General features: G+C 66.6%; 29 protein-coding genes. 26 read left to right on the forward strand and 3 right to left on the reverse strand.

Features of this window, described 5'->3' with window-relative positions:
• Position 1 precedes the first annotated feature (1 nt).
• From VJ923_RS07140 to VJ923_RS07220, 17 genes are all read left to right on the forward strand, one after another.
• Positions 2–1,072, forward strand: coding sequence for a YqaJ viral recombinase family protein (locus VJ923_RS07140; RefSeq protein ID WP_326439997.1), 1,071 nt, complete (start codon positions 2–4; stop codon positions 1,070–1,072).
• A 2-nt stretch (positions 1,073–1,074) separates the two neighbouring features.
• Positions 1,075–1,554 carry a hypothetical protein gene (locus VJ923_RS07145; RefSeq protein ID WP_326439999.1) on the forward strand — a complete coding sequence of 160 codons (480 nt, stop codon included), beginning with the start codon at positions 1,075–1,077 and terminating at the stop codon, positions 1,552–1,554.
• Positions 1,554–1,877: a hypothetical protein gene (locus VJ923_RS07150; protein WP_326440001.1), complete on the forward strand. Its 324-nt coding sequence runs from the start codon at positions 1,554–1,556 to the stop codon at positions 1,875–1,877. The genes VJ923_RS07145 and VJ923_RS07150 overlap by 1 nt, the downstream gene beginning before the upstream one ends.
• A complete protein-coding gene (locus VJ923_RS07155) occupies positions 1,849–2,112 on the forward strand; it encodes a hypothetical protein (protein ID WP_326440003.1) in 264 nt (87 codons plus the stop codon). Before VJ923_RS07150 ends, VJ923_RS07155 begins: the two co-directional genes overlap by 29 nt.
• Positions 2,113–2,116: 4 nt before the next feature.
• A complete protein-coding gene (locus VJ923_RS07160) occupies positions 2,117–2,908 on the forward strand; it encodes a primase C-terminal domain-containing protein (RefSeq protein ID WP_326440005.1) in 792 nt (263 codons plus the stop codon).
• On the forward strand, positions 2,878–3,222 hold the full coding sequence (locus VJ923_RS07165) for a hypothetical protein (RefSeq protein WP_326440007.1): 345 nt from the start codon (positions 2,878–2,880) through the stop codon (positions 3,220–3,222). Before VJ923_RS07160 ends, VJ923_RS07165 begins: the two co-directional genes overlap by 31 nt.
• The gene (locus tag VJ923_RS07170; protein ID WP_326440009.1) at positions 3,206–3,601 is read left to right on the forward strand and encodes a hypothetical protein; all 396 of its coding nucleotides are present in this window, start codon (positions 3,206–3,208) and stop codon (positions 3,599–3,601) included. Before VJ923_RS07165 ends, VJ923_RS07170 begins: the two co-directional genes overlap by 17 nt.
• Positions 3,598–3,789: a hypothetical protein gene (locus VJ923_RS07175; RefSeq protein ID WP_326440011.1), complete on the forward strand. Its 192-nt coding sequence runs from the start codon at positions 3,598–3,600 to the stop codon at positions 3,787–3,789. The genes VJ923_RS07170 and VJ923_RS07175 overlap by 4 nt, the downstream gene beginning before the upstream one ends.
• Positions 3,790–3,793: 4 nt before the next feature.
• A complete protein-coding gene (locus VJ923_RS07180) occupies positions 3,794–4,582 on the forward strand; it encodes a hypothetical protein (RefSeq protein WP_326440013.1) in 789 nt (262 codons plus the stop codon).
• Between the two features lie 2 nt (positions 4,583–4,584).
• A complete protein-coding gene (locus VJ923_RS07185) occupies positions 4,585–4,791 on the forward strand; it encodes a hypothetical protein (protein WP_326440015.1) in 207 nt (68 codons plus the stop codon).
• A complete protein-coding gene (locus VJ923_RS07190; protein ID WP_326440017.1) occupies positions 4,784–5,098 on the forward strand; it encodes a DUF4406 domain-containing protein in 315 nt (104 codons plus the stop codon). Before VJ923_RS07185 ends, VJ923_RS07190 begins: the two co-directional genes overlap by 8 nt.
• Positions 5,095–5,292, forward strand: a complete 198-nt coding sequence (locus VJ923_RS07195; protein WP_326440019.1) for a hypothetical protein — start codon at positions 5,095–5,097, stop codon at positions 5,290–5,292. Before VJ923_RS07190 ends, VJ923_RS07195 begins: the two co-directional genes overlap by 4 nt.
• Before the next feature lie 363 nt (positions 5,293–5,655).
• The gene (locus tag VJ923_RS07200) at positions 5,656–6,096 is read left to right on the forward strand and encodes an Rrf2 family transcriptional regulator (RefSeq protein WP_326440021.1); all 441 of its coding nucleotides are present in this window, start codon (positions 5,656–5,658) and stop codon (positions 6,094–6,096) included.
• Entirely contained in the window at positions 6,093–6,464 is a 372-nt protein-coding gene (locus VJ923_RS07205) for a hypothetical protein (RefSeq protein ID WP_326440023.1), read from the forward strand. The genes VJ923_RS07200 and VJ923_RS07205 overlap by 4 nt, the downstream gene beginning before the upstream one ends.
• Entirely contained in the window at positions 6,461–6,649 is a 189-nt protein-coding gene (locus tag VJ923_RS07210; protein ID WP_326440025.1) for a hypothetical protein, read from the forward strand. The genes VJ923_RS07205 and VJ923_RS07210 overlap by 4 nt, the downstream gene beginning before the upstream one ends.
• Positions 6,646–8,262: a DNA primase family protein gene (locus VJ923_RS07215; RefSeq protein ID WP_326440027.1), complete on the forward strand. Its 1,617-nt coding sequence runs from the start codon at positions 6,646–6,648 to the stop codon at positions 8,260–8,262. Before VJ923_RS07210 ends, VJ923_RS07215 begins: the two co-directional genes overlap by 4 nt.
• A 249-nt stretch (positions 8,263–8,511) precedes the next feature.
• Entirely contained in the window at positions 8,512–9,144 is a 633-nt protein-coding gene (locus VJ923_RS07220) for a hypothetical protein (protein WP_326440029.1), read from the forward strand.
• A gap of 561 nt (positions 9,145–9,705) precedes the next feature.
• On the opposite strand, the gene VJ923_RS07225 is transcribed toward VJ923_RS07220, so the two are convergent.
• From VJ923_RS07225 to VJ923_RS07235, 3 genes are all read right to left on the reverse strand, one after another.
• The gene (locus VJ923_RS07225; RefSeq protein WP_326440031.1) at positions 9,706–9,858 is read right to left on the reverse strand and encodes a hypothetical protein; all 153 of its coding nucleotides are present in this window, start codon (positions 9,856–9,858) and stop codon (positions 9,706–9,708) included.
• Entirely contained in the window at positions 9,858–10,229 is a 372-nt protein-coding gene (locus tag VJ923_RS07230; RefSeq protein WP_326440033.1) for a hypothetical protein, read from the reverse strand. Before VJ923_RS07230 ends, VJ923_RS07225 begins: the two co-directional genes overlap by 1 nt.
• A gap of 333 nt (positions 10,230–10,562) precedes the next feature.
• A complete protein-coding gene (locus VJ923_RS07235; RefSeq protein WP_326440035.1) occupies positions 10,563–10,883 on the reverse strand; it encodes a hypothetical protein in 321 nt (106 codons plus the stop codon).
• A gap of 320 nt (positions 10,884–11,203) precedes the next feature.
• Here VJ923_RS07235 and VJ923_RS07240 point away from each other — a divergent pair, with 320 nt between their 5' ends.
• From VJ923_RS07240 to VJ923_RS07280, 9 genes are all read left to right on the forward strand, one after another.
• A complete protein-coding gene (locus tag VJ923_RS07240; RefSeq protein WP_326440037.1) occupies positions 11,204–11,446 on the forward strand; it encodes a helix-turn-helix domain-containing protein in 243 nt (80 codons plus the stop codon).
• A 14-nt stretch (positions 11,447–11,460) separates the two neighbouring features.
• Positions 11,461–12,291 carry an HNH endonuclease signature motif containing protein gene (locus VJ923_RS07245; protein ID WP_326440039.1) on the forward strand — a complete coding sequence of 277 codons (831 nt, stop codon included), beginning with the start codon at positions 11,461–11,463 and terminating at the stop codon, positions 12,289–12,291.
• A 61-nt stretch (positions 12,292–12,352) separates the two neighbouring features.
• Positions 12,353–12,769, forward strand: coding sequence for a hypothetical protein (locus VJ923_RS07250; RefSeq protein ID WP_326440040.1), 417 nt, complete (start codon positions 12,353–12,355; stop codon positions 12,767–12,769).
• A gap of 96 nt (positions 12,770–12,865) precedes the next feature.
• Complete coding sequence (locus VJ923_RS07255) at positions 12,866–13,477, forward strand: recombinase family protein (protein ID WP_326440042.1); 612 nt, start codon at positions 12,866–12,868, stop codon at positions 13,475–13,477.
• Complete coding sequence (locus tag VJ923_RS07260) at positions 13,464–13,709, forward strand: hypothetical protein (RefSeq protein ID WP_326440044.1); 246 nt, start codon at positions 13,464–13,466, stop codon at positions 13,707–13,709. The genes VJ923_RS07255 and VJ923_RS07260 overlap by 14 nt, the downstream gene beginning before the upstream one ends.
• A gap of 72 nt (positions 13,710–13,781) precedes the next feature.
• Entirely contained in the window at positions 13,782–15,440 is a 1,659-nt protein-coding gene (gene terL, locus VJ923_RS07265) for a phage terminase large subunit (protein ID WP_326440046.1), read from the forward strand.
• 245 nt (positions 15,441–15,685) lie between these two features.
• Positions 15,686–17,221, forward strand: coding sequence for a phage portal protein (locus VJ923_RS07270; protein ID WP_326440048.1), 1,536 nt, complete (start codon positions 15,686–15,688; stop codon positions 17,219–17,221).
• Positions 17,222–17,284: 63 nt separating this feature from the next.
• Positions 17,285–17,914, forward strand: a complete 630-nt coding sequence (locus VJ923_RS07275) for a hypothetical protein (RefSeq protein WP_326440050.1) — start codon at positions 17,285–17,287, stop codon at positions 17,912–17,914.
• Positions 17,915–17,918: 4 nt separating this feature from the next.
• Positions 17,919–18,914: hypothetical protein (locus VJ923_RS07280; protein WP_326440052.1), on the forward strand; the 996-nt coding region annotated here is incomplete at its 3' end.

An 18,914-nucleotide genomic window follows, 5' to 3' on the forward strand; every position in this document is an offset into this window, starting at 1 on the left:
GTTGGACATCCAGTGGAACACCGACGGCACCGTGTCCGTCGCCCCTCCCAAGCGCCCGAAGAAAATGACTGGAACACGGTTCGCCTCGGTGCTCGGGCTCAACCGCTGGAACACCCCGTTCCAGATGTGGTGCGAGATCACCGGCGCGTGCCGCATGCCCTTCGAGGACACCAAGTACACCCTCGCCGGCAAGGCCATCGAGCCCAAGCAGATCGCCTACATGCGCGAGGCCTACTGCATGGGCGACCTCATCGACCCGACCGACGTGTGGGGCGAGGGCTACTTCAAGAAGACATGGGGCAACTTCTTCCGCCACCCCGTGCTCGGCGGCATGTGGGACGCGCTGCTGGTGTCGGACGGATGGGATCGCAGTCCCGAGGGCCTCGAGGGGGCCACGGAGGCCGTCCTCGAGTTCAAGACGACCAAGCGCGCCGAGGACTGGGTCGACGGCCCGCCGGAGTACTACGCGCTGCAGGCGTCCCTCTACGCGTGGCTGCTCGGCTGCGACGAGGTGATCATGGTCGTCACGATCCTGGGCGAGGGCGACTACGACCGACCCGAGGACTTCGAGGTGAGCGCAGCGAACACCACGCCCTACACCTTCAAGGTCAGCGAGCGCTACCCGGACTTCGGCGAGAGCCACATCGAGCCGGCTCTGGCATGGTGGCGCGACCACGTCGAGACTGGCGACTCGCCGGCCTACGACGAGCGCGCCGACGCCGACTACCTCAAGGAGATGCGCAACACGAGCCTGAACCCCGAGAGCGACATCGACGCCCTCGTAGCCGAGTACCAGTCCCTCTGGGACGACATCGCCGCCGTCGAGAGCACGGTGGCCGACAAGCAGAAGCGCCTCGACGCCGTGAAGAAGCAGCTCAAGGCCTACGCCGAGGAGAACATCGGCGAGGGGGACACCTGCACGTTCGGGGGAGGGCGCGTCAAGTGCAAGCTCTCCCGCACATCGAAGAAGAAGGTGGACGAGTCGGCCATGAAGGTCGACGGGGTCTACGAGAAGTACCTGGTGGACGCCGAGAGCACGCGCTTCACCGTGACAGTGGACAAGGAGGACTAGACATGCCGAAGATCATGCTCGGGGAGGGCTACCGCAACCTGAGGGTGGGCCACGCCCAGCTGCTGCGCATCAAGAAGGCCAGCTACGACGAGAAGTTCATGGTCGCCAAGCTGACGTTCGAGGACGCCGAGGGCCGCACCCAGACGGAGCAGTACCGCCTCATGGGCACCAAGAAGGGCGAGATGAACCAGGGCGCCCTCGGGGCGCTCAGCACCGTGGCGAAGTGCGCCACCAAGAACCACAAGAACCGCGAGATCGACCCGCTGAGCCTCAAGGGGCTCTACGTCGTGGCCGACGTGGTGCAGCAGGACGAGCGCAACGAGGACGGCGAGCTGACGGGCCGCTCGTTCCTCCACCTGCGCAACATCGACGAGGCCGAGGAGGAGTTCTCCGATTCCGGGGACGACGCCGAGGAGACCGCCGCCGACGATGCCGGCGACGAGGACGATGACGACTTCGACCTCGACGACATCCTCGCCTGATGCGCGAGAGCGAGCTGCAGCGGAAGTGCCTGGACTGGGCCAAGGCCCGGTTCGGGCGCTCCATGCTCGTCGTGAACGTCCACGGCGGGGGCTATTGCAACAAGGGCTTCCCCGACACCCTGCTCATGATGGGCGGCCGCGTCGCCGCCTTCGAGCTGAAGAGCGCCGACACCGGCTACAGGCTGCAGGAGGACCAGAAGGTCTGGCAGCGCCGGTTCGAGCGGTCGGGGACGCCCCACTACGTGCCGAGGAGCCTCGAGGAGTTCGAGGCCCAAGTGAGAAAGGAGTTCGGAGATGGAGCTTGCCAAGAACGTGAGCCCTGACGAGAAGATCGTGTACAGGAAGCACGTGGGCGCGGGGCACTTCGTCCGCTCCCAGATGCCGGCCAGCTGCGCGCTGGAGATCGCCAAGCGCTGCGAGGGCGCGAGGGTCGACGGGGACGAGCTGGTGTGCGACCGCATGCACTTCCCCCTGGGTAAGTTCGGCATCGGCGGCGGGGAGGCCCCCGCGCGGGCGAGGGCGGCCGCTCCCAAGGGCCGCGCCAGGGCCTCGGAGTAGGGCCGTGCCGACGCTGATGGGGGCGGTGCCCCCCGAGATGCGCGCCCTGAGGCGTTGGGTGGCGGCCGATGCGGGGTCCAAGCGGCCGATGCGCTGCGACGGGCCCCGCGCCGCCTCGGTGAGCGACCCGGCCAGCTGGTGCGACTGGGACGACGCCCTCACCGCCGTGCGCAGCGGCCGGCGCGAGTGGGCCGGCTTCGTGTTCGCCGGCGACGGGCTGGTGGGCATCGACATCGACGGAGCCTTCGGGGACGACGGCATGCCCACCGATGAGGCCATGGAGGCCGTCCTCGCCTGCCGGTCCTACACCGAGGTGAGCCGCAGCGGCCGGGGGCTGCACATCGTGTGCAGGGGGGAGCTGCCCTTCAAGGGGCGCAACAACCGGCGGGGCTGGGAGGCCTACGCCGAGGGGCGCTACTTCCTCATCACCGGCCGCGCGTTCGCCTTCGGGGAGATAGCCGACGCCCAGGGCGGCATCGACGCCGTGGTCGCGGCCCACTTCTCCGAAGAGCCCGCCGAGCCGTCCGCTGGCGGGGCCTGCGGCCAGAGGATATGGGAGCCGGCGTGGTCGGTGGACCCGGCCACGGGCCGCTTCTCCATGGAGATGCCGCCCGTCGCGCCGGGCAGCCGCCACCTGTCCCTCGTGAGCCTGTGCGGGCAGATGCACAGCGCCGGGGCGTCTCGGCCGGCGGTGCTGGCCGGGGCGCGCGAGGCCAATGCCGCCTGGATGGAGCCGCCCCTTCCCGACGAGGAGGTGCTCCAGATATGCAAGTCAGTGACGAGGTATCGGAGGTGATGCCCTTGGACCCCGAGTCCCTCATCGAGCCCTTCGACGGCCATGTGGCGCTCAGCAGGAACGCGACCGAGCTGAGCCTGTGCGCCGAGGGGATAGTCGCGACGTTCGTCCGATACAGGGCCGCATCGGCGACAGTGCGCTGGGAGCGGACGCCCTATTCGATCGACGAGCTGTGCAGGGGCCTGCGCAACGTGTGCCGCAAGGCCGCGTTCTCGAGACTCGTCGAGGTTCACAAGACGCGGGGGCAGATCGTCCTCGTGAGGAAGCAGCCGAAGGCTGCGGAGAGGAAACAGGAAAATGATAGTTTTCGGTAATGTCAGCGCTAGCTCGGAGCAGTGCACGCTGTCGAGCCGGGGAGCAGACCGGCTCTTCAAGGTCGAGGCGACGGGCCGCACGAACTCGTTCAAGAGCCTCGACGACATCTGCGTGGAAATCCACAAGCTGCTCAACGCCGGCCGCCGCGCGCGCGTGGAGCGCATTCTGCACCACGGCCCCGCCACGATCCTGTTCTGGAGCGACGGAGAGAAAACCGTGGTCAAGTGCCGCGAGTGCGCCGCGTGCTCGCGCAAGGAGGGCAGGTGCGGCTTCGTGTCGCCCTATGACCCGGAGAAGGCCGTCATGGCCGCCATGCTCAAGCGCCTAGCCCCCGGCTGGCAGGGCGAGGTGCGCAAGGCGGAAGAGGAGGTGCTGTGATGGACCTCAACACCCTCGTCGTGTGCATAACGGTCGTCATCGTGGCGATCGTGGCGGCCGCCGCCGTGCTCGGGGTGGCCGAGCAGTACGCCAAGATCCACCGCCCGATGACCCTGCGCGAGCTCGTCTGCGGCATCGACGAGCGCGGCGGGAAGTCCCCCGAGGACGGGGAGGGCCGGAATGAGTAGTCAAATGAGCGCTTCGGAGATGCTGCGCAAGGCATCTCGCGAAATGCGCGTAGAAGCCGAAGACTCGGCCGACTGCGTCGACTGCCTGCGCAGGACGTTCGGCGTTGAGATGAGCGACTACTGCTACGTGGACGACATGGCCCGCTCCCTAGAGGCCGTTGCCGACAAGGTGGACGCCGAGCAGAGCGCCATCATCGAGGCTCGGCGCAAGAGCGCCCACCACATCATGAGGATATGGGCGGAGAAGCGCGGGATGCCGCTCAAAGAGCGCGAGTCCATCACCGAGTGGCTAGACCGCTGGTTCATCCAGCGCCCCCGCTTCGAGGACGGCGAGCCAGTGCAGTGGAGCGACGGAAGCGACATCGAATGGGACCACGGGGATGCATGGTACTTCAACGCAATCGATAAGGGCGGTGCGCCGCTCGCAATCGGCCACGAAGCCATAATTGCCCGCGCCGCGATGGTCGGGGATGGCCGCGTGAAGCGCCCCGCCCCCGAGGTGCTGGGAGCGGACGGAAAGCCGCTGAAGGCGGGCGAGACGGTGTGGGGCATCTACGGCGGAGGGCCTATCACGATTGACCGTATCGCGCCCAGCCCCGAGCAGGACGAACTCGTCGTCTGGAGCGCCGACGGCAAATGGACATCGCCGTACCTGCTGACCCACGAGAAGCCCGACAGCCTCGAGCAGCTTCGCGACGACATGCAACGCTCATGGGAGAACAGCGGGAACATCGCGCTCGGAAAGTACATCGACCGCATCGACGCCCTGATTGCCCGCAAGGGAGGCGAGTAGCCATGTGCGAGTACTGCGAAAACGGGAAGCAGCTCGAAATAGACCGATTCGCAACGTCGGATGAGCTGTTCGATGTTAGCGCGCTCATCGAGGGCGCTGACTTGGGCGACCCAGTAATCACGGTGTTCGCTGACGGTGCTCCGATATACATCAGGATGAGGTACTGCCCCATGTGCGGGCGCGACCTGAGGGAGGCCGACCATGGCTAGGCTCTACATCAGCGGCCCCGTGACGGGCATCGAGAACGACAACCGCGCGGCGTTCGAGGAGGCCAAGCGCAGGCTTAGCGCCAAGCACCCCGAGGTCAACATCCCTCACCACTTCATCGCGAGCGGGACGCCGTACCCGAAAGCGATGCGCATATCGCTGTCGAGGGTGACCAGCGGGGTGTACTACGGCGTCGCCCTCCTGGCCGGATGGGAGAACTCCAATGGCGCTCTGCTCGAGAAGCAGGTGGCCGAGGCGTGCGGCATACCGTGCAAGACCGTGGACGAGTGGCTTGAGGAGGCGCGATGAGAGAGTACATCGTCAAGGCCGGCCCCGAAGAGGACGGAACCTACCTGACGCAGTTCCCCGATCCGCTCGTGCGCTGCGGGGACTGCAACTGGGCCGACGAGACGCCCGAGGGCGGTATGCCGAAGTGCGGGAAGCTACACAGGCGCGTCCCGCGCGACGGGTACTGCCACATGGGAGAGAGAGGAGAGAGATGAGCGACGAGCTGAAACCGGTATGTCGGACTTGCGTCTACGGGTTCCCGGCATCGTTTAACGACAGCGGAATCATGTACTCGTGCGGCATTACCAGGAAGCCCGTGGCGGTTGTCGTCACCCGCTGCGGCGCGTACGAGCCTAAAGCGGAATTCCGGGCAACGATAGGAGATGCCCGATGAGCGATGAGCTGAGGCCTTGCCCGCGATGCGGAGGTAGCGGCAAGGAGGTCTGTAAGTTGCCCGAAATGGGTGGGATTTTCCGAGTCGTGTGCACGGAGTGCGGTGCCAGGACCAGGCTGTGGCATTGTCCCAGCATCGCCAGAGAGGCGTGGAACAGCGGAGCGTTCGAGAGGAGTACGAGAAGATGAGCGCCACGACCGAGTACGCCCTGCGGTTCCTGCTCTACCTGGCCGCGAGCGGCGGTACCGCCAAGTCGTACGACATATCGAGGGAGATGGGCATACCCCGCGACTTCCTCATCGTCATCGCCCAGCCGCTCAGGGCAGCGGGCGTCGTCGAGTCGGTCGCCGGCAGGAACGGCGGCTACCGCCTCGCCAGGGACCCCGGCGAAGTGAGCTTCGCCGAGGTGAGGGAGCTGGTCTCCAAGGGGCGCGGCGGGCACGCCAGGGCCGTCGAGCCGGCAGCGGGGGCGGCGGCGCTGGCCTCGCGCGCCGTCGCATCGTTCTCCGCGGCGGCCGCGTCGTTCGAGAGGGGCGCCACGCTCGCCTCGATGCTGTCCGATGCAACCGAACACAGGGGAGCGGCGGCCGCGGAGCCGCCCTCCCGCAGGAAAGGAGGACTATGAGTCCGGAAGATACACTGGCGTCGGTGTGGCAGATAGCCGAGCCGCTGTCGGGGCAGTACGCCGAGGCGTGCATCGCCACCTCGGCGATCCGCATCGCTGCGATAGCCCTGGCGCTCGCAGCCGCCGCGATAGCCGCGGCCGCGACGGCCCGGAAGTACGAGGAGTGGAAGGGGATCGACGAGAGCATTGCGAGGCTCAAGCACCTCAACGCCTGGTCCAGGCCGCTCGTGGCGTGCGCCGTGGCGGCGGTCGCCCTGGCGGTCGCGCTGACCCTCGCGCTGTACGTCGAGCTGCCGAAGATCGCCGCGTGGGCCGGATGGCCCGAGGCGAGGATGCTCAACGAGCTGATACAGGCGGTGGGGCGATGAACGCGAAGGAGCTCATCAAGCGCCTCGAGGCCGCGGCGGAGATCGACCCCAAGGCCGAGGTGGTGTTCTGCGTGCACGGCGACGGCTTCAACGACGGATGGCCCATCTGCGGCAGCTACGCCGTGTCGGACGGCGCGGGCGGGTCCCGCATCGTGCTCGTGAACGACGAGAAGGTGATCGAGTGAGGCCCTACGAGATGGCCGACGGCACCGAGGTCTCCGGCTTCCGCGCCAGCGTCATGAGGGCGCTGGACGCCATGGACCCCCTCGACCCCTCGAGGCCGCGCGTCTACGCCGACGGCACCACCCGCGCCGAGATGCTCAGGTGCATGGGCGAGGCCCGCTGGTGCGACAGCATCGGCGCCGCGGTCGTGCCCGACTGCCGCGACATGTTCTCGCTGGAGGGCGACGAGTGGCTCCAGCGCAGGATCGAGGAGTTCCTCTCGGCGAGGCTGGCCTGGGCCCTCGACCAGAGGGCGCGCCACCCCGGCCACGAGAAGGAGATAGACCCCTACGTCAAGTTCTGCCAGCGCCAGGACACCGCCGCCAAGGCCCGCGACATGAAGGCCTCGTTCAAGGCCCACCGCCGCATAGACGTGTCCGAGCTCGACCGCGAGCCGAGCCTGCTGGGCACGCCGCTGGGCGTCCTCGACCTGGACACGGGCCTCATGCCCGGCGAGGAGGCCGAGGAGGAGGCCGTCTGGTGCGACATCGAGCCGGACTACGCCGCCCGCATGTTCCGCATCACCCGGCGCACCGAGGCCGACATGGGCTCGGACGTGCGCCGCGTGGAGCGCAGGTACGACGCCAGGTGGGACTCCTTCGTCGCGGAGGTCATGGACGGCGACGCCGAGCGCGCGGCGTTCCTCAAGCGGGCGCTGGGCTACAGCCTCTACGGAGGAAACCCCGAGAAGGCCACCTTCGTGCTGTGGGGCCCCAAGCGCGACAACGGCAAGTCCACCCTCATGAACGTCGTGAAGCGGGCGCTGGGCGACTACGCCGCGAGCGCGCCGGCGGGGCTCCTGCTCGACTGCGGGCGGGAGAGCTACACGGCGGCCAACCCCGTGCTGGCGTCCCTCGTCGGCAAGCGCCTGGTCGACGTGTCCGAGCCGCCCCTGGGCGCCGCGCTCGACTGCGCCATGGTCAAGAAGCTCGCCAGCGGCACCGACGAGATCAGCACCCGGCACCTGCACCGCGACGAGTTCAGCTACGTGCCCCAGTTCACCATCTGGATGCACTGCAACGCGCTGCCGGTCGTGGGCGACACCACGGCGGTCGACCCGCGCCACATGTTCGTCGTCGAGTTCCCCCGCAGCTTCGAGGGGGCCGAGCGCGACACCGGCCTCGCCGACCGGTTCGCCACCCCCGACGGCATGCACACCGTGCTGGTGTGGCTGGCCGAGGGCTACCGCGACTACCGGGAGCAGGGGCTCAACCCGCCGGCGTGCGTCACCGAGGCCACCGAGCAGTGGCTGAAGAGCTCGGGCACCTGGCTCGACTCGTTCCTCCGCGACCGCTGCGTGCTGGGCGCCGACGAGAAGTGCCTCGTGTCCGACTTCAAGGAGGCGGCATTCGCCTACGCCGAGGGCCTGTGCGAGGACAAGATGACCATGCGCGAGATGAACCGATACCTGAGGCAGCTGTCCATCGCGCCGAGGCCCGTCCACGGCAAGCGCTGGTACTACGGAGTGGGCCTGTGCGAGACCGAGGCCGAGGCCGTCGTGAGGGATGCCGAGAACGTGCTCAGGAGTGCCGGGGGCACGCCTTCGGGCGGCAATCCGACCATCACGCTCATCTGATCCGCCAAAAATACGTTGGCACCAAGGAAAACATTGACACCGTGGGCACTCGAGGCACACGTCGGGCACACGTCGGGCACGTTTCGAAAAACGCTACCTGACCTGCTATTTTCCTTATATATATACTTAAGCACTCTTTTTATAATAATAATATGTATATGAAGAGAATAAGGGTATATGTATATATAGGGAAAGAAACCCGCCGAAAAGCGTGCCCGAGTGCCCCCGTGCCTAGAAAGGAGCTTGCCTATGGGAGGAAAGGGAAGCGGCGGCTACCGCCGCAACGCCCTGCCTAGGGAGAGCAACCCGATCGTGCAGGGCAACGACCCGCTCAACGTCGACCCCGACCAGAACCGGCGGGCCATCGCGTTCGGGAGGGCGCTCATGGGCCTGCCCGACGTCGACCTGTCGGACGCCCCGGCCGTCGAGGAGAGGTTCTTCCTGTACCTCGACATGTGCGACCGGCACGGCGTGAGGCCGCTGGTGTCGGGCATCATCATGGCCCTCGGGCTCGGCAGCAAGCAGGCGCTCAGGGGCATCGCCACGGGCGACCCGCACTTCGCCAAGTACCGGGGAGTGACCCCGGAGACCGTGCGCGTCATTCAAAAAATCTACGAGTTTTTGGAGATCCACTGGGAGGATCGCTTCATGGAGGACTCCGGCAACCCCGTGAAGTACATCTTCATGGGCAAGAACCACTTCGGGTACAAGGACCAGGCCGAGCGCGTCGTGCACCACGTGGACGAGCGCAAGGCCCTGCAGACTCCCGAGGAGGTGGCCGAGAAGTACCGCGCCATGGCGGGCCGCCCCGACTCCGAGCCGCTCGAGATCGAGCCGGTGAGCGTCGAGAGCCTGCCGACTCCCGCCGATTCGGGGGAGTGAGCGACTCCCCGACTCCCCGACTTTCCCGCGCACGGACGGGCGCGCGGCCCCTCGGGCCCCGGCGACTTTGAGGCGCGCGGGCCCGCGGCCCCTCCCGCGGAGGAGGGAGGCCGTAAACGAGAAAAGCCCCCTGGGCGGCCCTTATCGGGCTGCTGCAGGGGGCTTTTTCGCGTTCTCGGGCCGCCGGTCCGCCGCCTAGGAGGGCCCCGCTGCGGGGCGTCCCGGCGGCCTGTCGGCGGTATATGGGTGTCGTGGGATACGGAAATATCGCGTATGAGCACGTTCTCGCGGCGAAATAGGTGCCGTTTCTGTCTGGAACGTGTCCGTACTAGGTATTGAGAAAAGTACGGCCTTAAATCGGCTTAGAATCGCTCTGGCGGTGCGCCCGGAACGGAGAAGGCCCCCGCGCTCTGGATCGGAGCCGGGGGCCTTCTTGCGTCGGGGCATGGAAAAGGCCCGCGCTCGGCGGGCCTTGGGGGCTATTGCATCTTGAGCAGCTTCCCCAGGATGACGGCGGGGCCGATCAGGATCAGCAGCAGGGCGTTAATCACGAACACGGGTCTACCTCCCTTCGATCTTGCGGCGCCAGTCGCGCGCCTCCCTCGCCTCGCGGGACAGCCCCCGCTCTTTGGCCGCCTCGGCGGCCCTGGCGCCCTTCTCGTCGCCGTTGCGGCGCGCCACCGCCGCGCATATGGCCCACTGCAGGGAGTCCATTACTCGCCGCCTCCTTCGCTATCGGCTCCGGCGGCCTCCCAGGCCTCGCACAGCTCGCCGCTCAGCTCGCCCAGGGCGATACACCGGGCTATGACGTCCACGGCCTCGGGGCCCTCCTTGGTCGGCACGCCGTCCCATCCGTATTCGCGGCAGCGGTCGGCGAAGTCATCGTCCCAGATGATGCCGGCCACGTTCTCGGCGGCCTCGGCTCGGCTGAACGTGTAGGAGCCGGAGCCGTTGCCGGTAACGCTGTCGTTGATGAAGAGCGCGTCATAGACGCTTTCCCACTCCTCGAAGTCGCCGCCGTACTCCTTTACGGCCTCCAGGGCGTCGGCCCTTACTTCCCCCATGTAGTCGTTCCAGTCCATCATGGTATATACTCCTCTCGGTTTCGGGGCCTCGGCCCCGGCTTTCAGATCAGGCCCGCCCGGATGCCGCCGGCGCGGGCCGTTTTGCTTTCCTAGGCGGCTTTTCCGGCCATATAGGCCGCGTATGCTGCGTGCACGTGCTCCCGGTCGCACTCGCCCCGCTCGATCAGGTCGCGGAGCGCCTCGAATAGCGGCGCGTTATAGCGGTGGGACAGCTCCACGCCGTCGACGGTTACGCGCATGGTGTCCAGGGGCGCCCACTGCCCCGCGTGGTCGTTGTAGCCGAATACGGGGCGGTGATGGTGATGCTCGGTTTCATGGTCTGTCTCCTTCTCGCTAGGCGGTGAGCGCGGCGGCCTCGGCCGGCTCGACGAACATGACGGCGCATTCCCGAAGCTCGGCCATGATGCACTGCTGGGCCAGGGCCCCGGCCAGCGCCGGCACCAGATCCAGCAGGCGGGCGGCCTCGGCGTCGTCCAGGGCGCACACCTCCAGGCGGGTGCTCGGCTCGGCCTCGCCGCGCCACATGCCGGCGCACGAGATAGCCGTGTAGGCCTCGCATCCGGTCACGTCCTCGAAGGCGGCGCGCACGTCCTGGGCGCTCCAGGTGCGGCCGGTCGGCGTGTTGTGGCCTATGGTGAGAATCAGCGTTTTCATGGTGGGGCTCCTTCCGAGGTATTAAGGCCATTGCCTTATGACATGCATACTATAAGGCTAGAGCCTTATAATCAATAGCGTACACAGTTTCTTCATAAGTTGATTGCCTTATACAATGGCGTATTACGTCAGGGTGTGCCCTGATGATGCGCAGGGGATCGCAGCGGATCAGCGCCCCCTCCAGGGGGTATATATGGATATAGTACGCGCGGGTGGTAAGTACCGCGCGTATTCTCGAAAAATAAAAATCGAAAACTATAAGGCTATCTCTTGACAAGGCTATAACCTTATGAAACAATCGGTGCAAGTTAGGAGGAGCCATGAACGTGAAAGAAGCGCTGATCGCCATCATGAGCGACCAGGGAAAAACGAAGGCGGAGCTCGCCCGCCTGAAGGGGGTCACTCCCCAGAGCATCAACTCGGTGTTCAACTCGCAGAAAACGATGTCGGTGAACTTGCTGGAGGAGCTGGCCGGCTATCTCGATTACAGGGTAGCCCTGGTTCCGAGGAGCAAGAAGCTGCCCGACGGCAGCGTCGAGGTTTCGGACAGGCCGGCGAAATGAGCCCGACGCTCCCATTGGACAAGTGCAAATCCGTCAGCGCCAGGTTGTGCTGCGCACTGTGCGGCAGGGGATTCGACATCGAGCCGAGCCAGGTCGAGGATTGTCTGGAGATTCTCCCGGATATGGGGTGGCTCGTGGTTGACAGCAGCGATGGGACGACGGATCTGTTCTGTCCAAGCTGCTCTCCGTGGGCCGAGAGGCTATCTAGGCTGTCGGAGCACAGCCGCATCGTGCCCGGTCTTGACGGCACGTTCCTGGCACTCGACACTGGTGACATCTGCGAGTTCTACGGCAAGAGGTCGTGGGATGGCGAGAGATGGGTGCCGTGGAGGTGCGTGCTACTGCCGACATGTGTGGACCAAGGTGGCTACATTCGCGTTAGTGTGAGGGAGGACGGATCCATCGTCCAAAGGCCCGCTCACAGGCTGGTGGCCGAGGCGTGGCTGGGAGAAGGCGGAGAGCTGCCGATCGTCGACCACATAAATAGGAGGCGCTACGACAACCGTCCGGAGAACCTAAGATGGGCCTCCTACGAGCAGAACAACGCCAATAGGGACTACACGAGGCCCCTTGTGGCGATAGGCGATAACGGAAGCGTTGTTGAGTTCAAGTCTGTGACAGCCGCACAGCAATTCAGCAGACGGGCTATGATGTCAGCGAACAGGGACTGGTTTGATTTCTCTGACGGCTTCGTTTTCGTCTACAAGGACGAGTACGACGACATCGAGCCAGGGCCCTATATAGAGCAGATGCTTGAGGCCGGGTCGAAGAAAGAGGTGGCGAGAATGAGGTACTTTGATTGGCTGGGCGTGAGTAAATCGAGGAGAGGGGCCTCAGATGCCTAGCGCGGCGCCGGGCATGTGCCCCAGGTGCGGAGGGCGCCTCGGCCCGTGGCACGAGGAGCGCGTGCGGCGGGGCCTCCCGTGGTGGGGGCACGTCGCGTTCTGGGCCGCCGAGGCGTCGTGGGCGCTGGCGCTGCCGGCGCAGCCCCTGCTCGCCCTGCTGGCGCCCGTGGCGATAGCGGCTCTCGCGTGGTACGTCGCGTCGCTGACGACGAAGGCGCCGGCGCTGGTCAGGACGTGCGAGGGCTGCGGCAGGGCGGTGCCCGCCCCGGCTGCCCCGAGAAATCGCCGAAAGGCCAAAAAGGCCCCCTCCGCCGCGGGCGGGCCGTCGGACGGCAAGCGGGCGGACAGGATGGCCGCCGCGGCCGTGGCGGTGCTGCTGGCGGTCGGCATGGCGGCGGTGCTCGGGGGCCTCGGGCTCGTCATGGCCCTGGTGGCGGTGGTGTTCATCGTGCTCAGGCTGCTGAGCATGAACGACTGAAAAAAAACTAAGGGCGACCCGTCGCAGCGGACCGCCCTTTGCAAACCGCCCCGGCCCGCAAGCCGGAGAAGTTTTCGTGCGAGAGGAGTGTACCACATGACAGTTTACGGATACGTGCGCGTGTCCACGGCGGAGCAGAACGTCGAGCGCCAGATCGCGAAGATGCGCGGGATGGGCATCGACGGGGACGCCCTGTTCGTCGACAGGTGCAGCGGCAAGGACATGGACAGGCCCGAGTGGGCGAGGCTCATGTCGGCCATAGGCGGGGGAGACCGCATCGTGGTCGACTCGCTCGACCGCCTGGGGCGCAGCTACGACCTGGTGACGGCCGAGTGGAAGCGCATCACGCGCGAGGTCGGCTGCGACATATCCTGCCTCGACCTCGAGTTCATGGACTCGGCGGCCATGAGGGCCATGGGAGATGTGGGAAAGGTTGTGGAGGACATGATGCTCTCGCTCCTGTCCTACGTGGCCGAGGCCGAGCGCAAGAAGAACCTGCAGCGGCAGGCCGAGGGCATCGCCATCGCCAAGGCCGCCGGCAAGTACAAGGGGGGCGCGCCCAAGCGCCACGATCCCGCGCTAATGGCCGAGGCCGAGCGAGCGCTCGCCGAGGAGGGCAAGTCGGCGGCGGCCCGCGTGCTCGGCGTAGGGCGCGTCACCATATACCGGATGATCGAGGACGGGAGGCTCGGAAATGGCGCGGCTTAACAACTACCTGCAGTCGCTCGCGCGAAGCCCGCGCATCTGCCCAAAGTGCAGGTCGCGCAGGCTGCGCCTCGAGGAGACGCTCAATCCGAACGTGGGCAAGTGGAGGTGCGACTGCGGCTACTTCATGGCGCAGACGTGCCCGGAGGCGGCCAACGTCCCTGTGGATGACGACCCGCCGGAGAGGGGCGGGGCGCGTATAATAAGGCCAGATTTCGGGGGCAACGGGCGCTAGGGGACATCGCGCCGGCCGGGAGAGGTTCCGCACTCAGTTGCGGAGCCTTTTCTTTTTCCGGAGGTGGTCCCTATGGACAATCAGATTCTGCTGGACGCCATCATGGCGGAGCTCGAGGGCGCGCGGGGCGCCGAGCCGTTCGAGGACGCGCTGGCCGTTCTCGCGGCCCTTGCCGAGGAGTCGCCCGTGGTCGAGGTGGCCTACGCCAGGTGGGTGCGCGAGACGGCGTGCGACCGCGTGGCCTGGATGGCCGACCGGGGCGACGGCGAGGGGGCCGAGCGCCTCCTCGCCTGCGTGGAGGAGCTGCTCAGGCTCAACGCGCGGGCCGACCTCGACAGCTACATGCTGTTCACGGAGTGGCGCCGCCCCCCGGCCAAGCAGTTCTGGCGGCCGCGCCGCCACGTGCTCTACGAGGTGTGCGAGGGCTTCCAGGACCTCGAGGACGGGCGCATCGAGGTGCTCGTCGTGCAGCTGCCGCCGCGCGTCGGGAAGTCGACGACGGGGTGCTTCGCCATGAGCTGGCACATGGGGCGGCACCCCCTGGACGCCAACCTCATGAGCGGCTACGCCGAGAAGCTGACCGACGGCTTCTGGACCGAGGTGCTCGACCTGGTGCGCGATTCGGACACCTACCGCTTCGCCGAGGTGTTCCCCGACGCCCGGCTCGCCGGCACCAGCGCCAAGGACAGCACCATCGCGCTCGTGAGGGAGGGGCGCTTCCCCACGCTGCAGTGCCGGCCCATCGGCGGATCCAACACGGGCATCGTCGAGGTCGGCCAGGAGGGCTGGCTCTACTGCGACGACATGGTCAAGGAGCTGGAGGAGGCCCTGTCGGCCGACCGCATGGACAAGCTCTACGCCGCCTACGCCAACCAGCTGCGCGACCGAAAGCTCGACGGCTCCAAGGAGGTGCACGTCGGCACGAGGTGGGTGCCCAACGACGTCATAGGCAAGGTGATCGACCACTGGGCCGGCGACCCCAGGTGCCGGGTGATCGCCATACCGGCGCTCGACGAGCGCGACGAGACGAACTTCGACTACCTGTACGGCCTGGGCTTCGGCACCGAGTACTACCGCGACCAGCGGCGCGCCCTGTGCGAGGAGAAGATGGAGCACGCCTGGTCGGCGAAGTACATGGCCGACCCGTTCTGGGTGGGCGGCGTCATGTTCCCCGAGAACGACCTCAAGTGGTACGACGAGCTGCCCGAGGGGGAGCCCGACGCCGTGCTGGCGGTGTGCGACACGAAGGACAGGGGGGCGGACTACGCCGTGCAGCCCATCGGCCTCGTCTACGGCACCGAGCACTACATCGTCGACATCACGTGCGACAACGGCCTGCCCGAGTCCATCGAGCCCAAGCTCGCCTCGGCGCTCGCGAGGCACGACGTGGGCCTCGCCCAGTACGAGTCGAACAGCGCCGGCGGCCGCGTGGCGGACTCGGTGGCGGCCCGGTGCCGCGAGCTCGGGCACGCCATCGACATCCGAAAGAAGTACTCCACCGAGAACAAGGAGACCCGCATCCTCAACGACTCGATGTGGATCAAGGCCCACTGCCATTTCAGGCGCGACTCGCCGGACCCCGAGTACCGCCTCGCCATGCAGATGCTCATGCGCTACACGACCGAGGGAAAGAACAGGCACGACGACGTGCCCGACGCGCTGTCCATGTATAAGCGCCTCGCCTCCACCGTCGGCGTCGCGCGCCTCGAGGCCGTGAGGCGCCCGTGGTGACGGCCTGGGCGAGCTGATCCGAACTGATAAAAATGCATAAAAACGCGAACCAATGCATCCGAATGCATCCGAATGCGATCTTCTCTGGACTTGCCGTTCCCGCACCGTGATTATGCGCCTCGGCGGAACCTCTCCGCTGCCGGCGGCCGGGCCGCGCCAATTTCCCCTCCTTTGTTTGGCACGGAGCATCCCCTCTCTCATGCGGCCCGGAACGCCCGGAACTACCTACGAGAAAGGCGCGCGAGTTGGCAGATACTATCGGACAGGACGCGAACGGGCCGGTCAGGCCCGTATACAAGGGCCGTGCTACGGTCTACTCGCGCTTTGACGAGATCTGCGAGGACAACGTGGTGCAGGCCCTCGAGGAGGCCCTGCCGTGCTTCCGGGCCAACTCGGCGCAGATCCAGTACCTGTGGAGCTACTACAAGGGCGTCCAGCCCATCCTCGGGCGCGAGAAGAAGGTGCGCGAGGACATCAACAACACGGTCGTCGAGAACCACGCCCAGGAGGTAGTCGCCTTCAAGATCGGCTATCAGCTCGCCGAGCCCCTCCAGTACACCTGCCGCATGCAGGAGTCCGACGACGATTCCGACGCGTCCTACGACGACACGCTCAAGCAGGTCAACGAGCTGAACACGCTCATGTTCGCCGAGGACAAGGCCTCGTGCGACCGCGACCTGTTCGAGTGGATGGCAGTGGGCGGCATCGGCTTTCGCATGTGCGAGGCCGACTCCGCCGCCGATGCCGAGGACGGCGGCGCCCCCTTCGAGATCTACACGCTCGACCCGCGCCGCACCTTCGTCGTTCGCTCGCGCTCATACCACCACAGGGTGGTCATGAGCGTGTGGGCGGGCATCGACTCCGATGACGACGAGGTCTACAACGTCTACACCGACGAGATGTGGTTCCTCGTGAAGAACGGCAGCGTGAGGGATCGCGGGCCCATCACCTACGGCGCGAACCCCATCGTCGAGTACCAGCTGAACAACGCGCGCATGGGCGTGTTCGAGCCGGTCCTCGGCCTGCTGGACGCGATAAACGTCATCGAGTCCAACCGCCTCGACGACATCGAGCAGACGGTGCAGGCGCTCATGAAGTTCGTGAACTGCGAGGTCGACAAGGACGAGTTCCTCGAGATGCTCGACCTCGGGGCCGTGAAGGTCAAGACCATCGACCCCCAGTTCAAGAGCGACATCGACGTCATCAAGACCGACCTCGACCAGACGGGGGCGCAGGTCGCCAAGGAGGACCTCTACCAGAGCGTCGTGAACATCTGCGGCATGCCCAACCGCAACGGCCAGGGCGGGTCCACCTCCGACACCGGTGCCGCTGTGCTGCTGCGCGACGGGTGGACGCTGGCCGAGTCCCACGCCAAGAGCTACGAGCTCCAGTTCAAGCGCGCCGAGCGCGACTTCCTGCGCGTGGCGCTGTCCATCTGCCGTCAGAGCGCGGACTGCGCCATCGACCTGCGCATCCGAGACATCGAGCTGGCGTTCAACCGGCGCAACTACGAGAACATCCTGGTCAAATCCCAGGTGCTCACGACGATGCTCGAGTCGGAGAAGGTGCACCCGCAGCTGGCGTTCCAGGCATGCGGCCTTTTCACCGACCCCGACGCCGCCTACCGCCAGTCCCAGGAGTACGCGGACGAGCGGGGCACCGACCTGGCGGCCGCCGCGATGGCGGTGGCCTCCGAGCAGACGGTCGCGAGGACCGTCGCGGCGGGCCCCCAGGCGGGAGTGCCCGAGCCCGAAGAAGGCGAAATCGCCCCTGTGGCGTAGCGCATACACGAGTCCGTGCGGTGCCGGCCGCGTCACCAACCCGGCGTAGGACGAAGGAGAGAAATGAAGAGAGAAGACGTGCTGGGGATCTTCCCCAACGCCACCGACGACGAGATCGACGCCCTGCTCAACCGATTCGGCAGCGAGCTGAACCCGGTCAAGAAGGCCCTCGCCGACGCCGAGAGGGCCGGCGAGCAGAGCAAGACCGAGAGGGACGCCGCGCTCGCCAAGGCGGCCGGCTTCGAGCAGCAGCTCGCCGAGGCATCCGAGAAGATCAAGGCGGGCATGACCGCCGAGGAGCTCCTCGCCGAGCGGCAGGCCCAGGCCGAGCAGATGCAGCGCGAGTTCGCGATCAAGGCCAACGGCCTCGACGCCAAGGCCCTGTTCGTCGAGTCGGGCTTCTTCGAGGCCGCGGAGGTCGACGAGCTCGTCGGCCGCGTGGTGAGCGAGGACGCGGACGCGACCAAGGCGTTCGCCGAGTCGATCATCGGCACCGTGCGCAAGCAGCGCGAGGCGGTGGAGAAGGCGACCAAGGACGAGCTGCTCAAGGCGAACCCGAAGCTCCAGGGCGCCGGCGGCGGGGACGGAGGAGTCTCGATGACCCGCAAGGAGTTCCTGTCGCTGCCCTACGACAAGCAGCTGCAGCTCAAGGCCGACAACCCCCAGATCATGTCCCAACTGAAGAAGGAGTAGCAACATGCCAGCAACACTGACGCTCGGAAACTCGAGCATCCCGTTCGACGAGGAGATCTTCGGAGCCTACTTCGACGACGAGCCCGACCTCATGAGCACCGCGCTCATCCAGTCCGGCGCCATGGTCGAGGACAGCTACATCAACTCGATGATCGCCGGCGGCGGAGACCTGTACACCCTGCCGTTCTACGGCCTGATCGACTACGACGACGCGCCCGTCAACTACGACGGCCGCACCGACATCGACGTGGGCACGCTATCCGGCGGCTCGCAGACCGGCGTCGTGTACGGCCGCGCCAAGGCATGGGGCTCCCGCCAGTTCGCCGGCGACTTCACCGCGGCGAACCCCATGCAGGCCATCGCCGTGCGACTCGCCAAGTACTGGCGCGTGTACAAGCAGCGCACGATGCTCGGCATCGTCGACGCCGGTATGAGCCACGCCAAGATGAAGGACCACGTCCTCGTCAAGACCGAGCTCACCGAGACGACTCTCGACGACGCCTGCGAGGAGATGTTCGGCGACTACGCCTCCAAGATCGCCCTGGCGGTCATGCACTCGTCCGTGGCCCAGTTCTACAAGGACAAGGAGAGGGTCGAGTACCTCAAGTACACCGATCCCACCGGCCTCGTGCGAGAGCTGAACATCTACCAGATCAACGGCATCAACACCGTCGTGTACAACGACGGCCTGAAGATCCCGGGCACCGCCGCCTCCGGCGACACGCCCGCCACGGGCAACACCTACGCCACGTGGCTGTTCGCGCAGGGCGCCCTGCGCCACGGAAGCGCCCCGGTGAAGCTCCCCGTCGAGCTCGGCCGCGAGCCGCTCAAGAACGGCGGCGAGGACTTCCTGGTCAACCGCCTGCGCGAGACCATCCACCCGGACGGCTTCACGTTCACCAAGCCCAAGACCGGCTACACCGAGTCGCCGACCGACGCCCAGCTCAAGGCCCCGGCCAACTGGGCCCCCGCCTACAGCGACGCGAACGCCATCCCGATC

It is taken from the genome of Adlercreutzia shanghongiae, from assembly GCF_035830635.1.
In the GTDB taxonomy this organism is placed as follows: Bacteria; Actinomycetota; Coriobacteriia; order Coriobacteriales; family Eggerthellaceae; genus Adlercreutzia; species Adlercreutzia shanghongiae.